Source organism: Phenylobacterium sp., assembly GCF_036263695.1.
Taxonomy (GTDB): Bacteria; Pseudomonadota; Alphaproteobacteria; order Caulobacterales; family Caulobacteraceae; genus Phenylobacterium.
In genome coordinates, this window is record NZ_DATAGM010000188.1 from 1 (window position 1) to 2,191 (window position 2,191).

4 protein-coding genes are annotated in these 2,191 nt (G+C 68.7%); 3 read left to right on the plus strand and 1 reads right to left on the minus strand.

Going from position 1 to position 2,191, the window contains the following annotated elements; all coding sequences use genetic code 11:
- A partial coding sequence (locus VHK87_RS07705) for an ATP-binding cassette domain-containing protein (RefSeq protein WP_329634322.1) occupies nucleotides 1-307 on the plus strand: 307 nt, incomplete at its 5' end.
- 42 nt (nucleotides 308-349) lie between these two features.
- Here the strand turns inward: VHK87_RS07705 and VHK87_RS07710 are convergent.
- The gene (locus VHK87_RS07710; RefSeq protein ID WP_329634323.1) at nucleotides 350-577 is read right to left on the minus strand and encodes a hypothetical protein; all 228 of its coding nucleotides are present in this window, start codon (nucleotides 575-577) and stop codon (nucleotides 350-352) included.
- Nucleotides 578-687: 110 nt separating this feature from the next.
- Between VHK87_RS07710 and sidA the strand changes: the two genes are divergently transcribed.
- Nucleotides 688-777: a cell division inhibitor SidA gene (sidA, locus tag VHK87_RS19460; RefSeq protein ID WP_414694129.1), complete on the plus strand. Its 90-nt coding sequence runs from the start codon at nucleotides 688-690 to the stop codon at nucleotides 775-777.
- Between the two features lie 22 nt (nucleotides 778-799).
- On the plus strand, nucleotides 800-2,191 hold a 1,392-nt coding region (gene dnaE / locus VHK87_RS07715), incomplete at its 3' end, for a DNA polymerase III subunit alpha (protein WP_329634324.1).

Below are 2,191 nucleotides of genomic sequence, written 5' to 3' on the forward strand. Positions count from 1 at the left end.
GCTGCTGTCGGAGCTCGGCCTCGGCGAGCGGCTGACCCACCAGCCGCCGCAGCTGTCAGGCGGCGAGCAGCAGCGGGTCGCTGTCGCTCGGGCGCTGGCCAACGCGCCGCGCCTGTTGCTGGCCGACGAGCCCACCGGCAACCTCGACCCGACCACGTCGACCTCGGTTTTCGACAACCTCTACGACCTGGCCCGCCGCCAGGGCATCGCCGCCCTGGTCGCCACCCACAACCTCGAGCTCGCCCGACACATGGACCGGGTGCTGACGCTTCGGGACGGGCATCTCGAGCCGCATACGTTCAGCTGACGTCTTACCTCCGCCGCGGAGCGCGCGGGGGGTGGTGGATGCCTATTTCGACAGCGACCGCGCCAGGATCTCCAGCGTCAGACGCGCCGCGGTGCGCACCTCGTCGGGCTCCCCGCGTTCGAAGGTCATCAGGCCGGCCTCGAACAGCTGGTCCAGGTCCTGCTGGGTCAGCAGCTCCTTGCGACGGAGCGTGGAGAGCAGGCCCACGAGCAGCGCCTGTGTCGCGGCGAGAAGGCCGGCGCGCTCGGCTTCGGGAGAGATCGGGTCCATCGGGGAGGTGTTCCTTGTTGGCCGCAAACTAGCGGGCCGAAACGAGCTTGACGATGAGAACAAAACCGGAATAGAACATACCAAGAACACACACAGCAGGAACGTCGCACATGGTTCGCCTGGCCCGAGAATCACTCGCCTTTGTCTCCGTGACGGGCTTTGTCTGGATGGTTTGCGTGGCGGCGCATCTGGTGACCTGAAGAAGGGCCCGCCGCCATGCGTATGGGGGAGGCGAGCTTGGGTCAGGGCGGCGACGTCGGCGGCTTTGTGCATCTTCGGGTGCGCTCGGCCTATTCGCTGCTGGAAGGCGCGATCAAGGCGGACAAGATTGGTCCGATGGCCGCCGAGGCCGAGATGCCGGCGGTGGGCCTGACCGACCGGGCCAACCTGTTCGGCGCCCTTGAGTTCTCCGTCGCCACCAAGGCCGCGGGCGTGCAGCCGATCGTCGGCTGCGCCCTGCCGGTGACCGGCATCGGCGGCGCATCCCCGGAGCGCTGGGCCAAGTGTCCGACGATCGTGCTGCTGGCGCAGAACGAGCAGGGCTACCTCAATCTCTGCGAGCTCTCCTCGGCGGCCTATCTCGAGGCCGACCCGACGGCCGAGCCCTCGGTCACCTGGGAGAAGGTGGTCGCCCACTCGCAGGGATTGATCCTGCTCTCCGGCGGCTGGGACGGACCGGTGGACCCGCTGTTCGTGGCCGGCAAGGCGGCTGAGGGGCGGGCGGCGCTGGCCGCGATGGCCGAGGTGTTCGGCGACCGCTTCTACATCGAGCTGCAGCGGCACGAGATGGCCAACCAGGCCATCGCCGAGCCCGAACTGGTGGCCTTCGCCTACGAGCACGACGTCCCGCTGGTCGCCACCAACGACGTCTATTTCAAGCAGGCGGCCATGTACGCCGCCCACGACGCCCTGCTGTGCATCGCCGACGGCAGCTTCATCGGCCAGGACGAGCGGCGCCGGATCACCGCCGAGCACTGGTTCAAGCCGGCCCACGACATGCGGGCGCTGTTCCACGATCTGCCGGAAGCCTGCGACAACACCCTCGATATCGCCCGGCGCTGCGCCTTCGGGGTCGCCAAGCGCGATCCCATCCTGCCGCGCTTCCCCACCGAGGGCGGCCGCTCGGAAGCCGAGGAGTTGGCCTACCAGGCCCGCGAAGGCCTCAAGGCGCGGATGGCCGCGGGGCGGGCCAACACCGCCCCGGAGGCGGAGTACTGGGCGCGGCTGGAGCGCGAGATCGGGGTCATCCAGCAGATGGGCTTCCCCGGCTACTTCCTGATCGTTTCGGACTTCATCAAGTACGCCAAGGCGAAGGGCATCCCGGTAGGGCCGGGGCGGGGCTCGGGGGCCGGCTCGCTGGTCGCCTACTCGCTCACCATCACGGACCTCGACCCGCTGCAGTACGGCCTACTGTTCGAGCGCTTCCTGAACCCCGAACGGGTCTCGATGCCCGACTTCGACATCGACTTCTGCCAGGAGCGGCGGGAGGAGGTGATCAACTACGTCCAGCAGCGCTACGGCCGCGACAAGGTCGCCCAGATCATCACCTTTGGCACCCTGCAGGCCCGCGCCGTGCTGCGCGACGTCGGCCGCGTGCTGCAGCTGTCGCTGGGT

Excerpts from the sequence above, each read along its gene's own strand:
- VHK87_RS07710 (WP_329634323.1), bottom strand. The coding sequence starts at position 577 with ATGGACCCGATCTCTCCCGAAGCCGAGCGCGCCGGCCTTCTCGCCGCG.
- sidA (WP_414694129.1), top strand. The coding sequence starts at position 688 with ATGGTTCGCCTGGCCCGAGAATCACTCGCCTTTGTCTCCGTGACGGGC.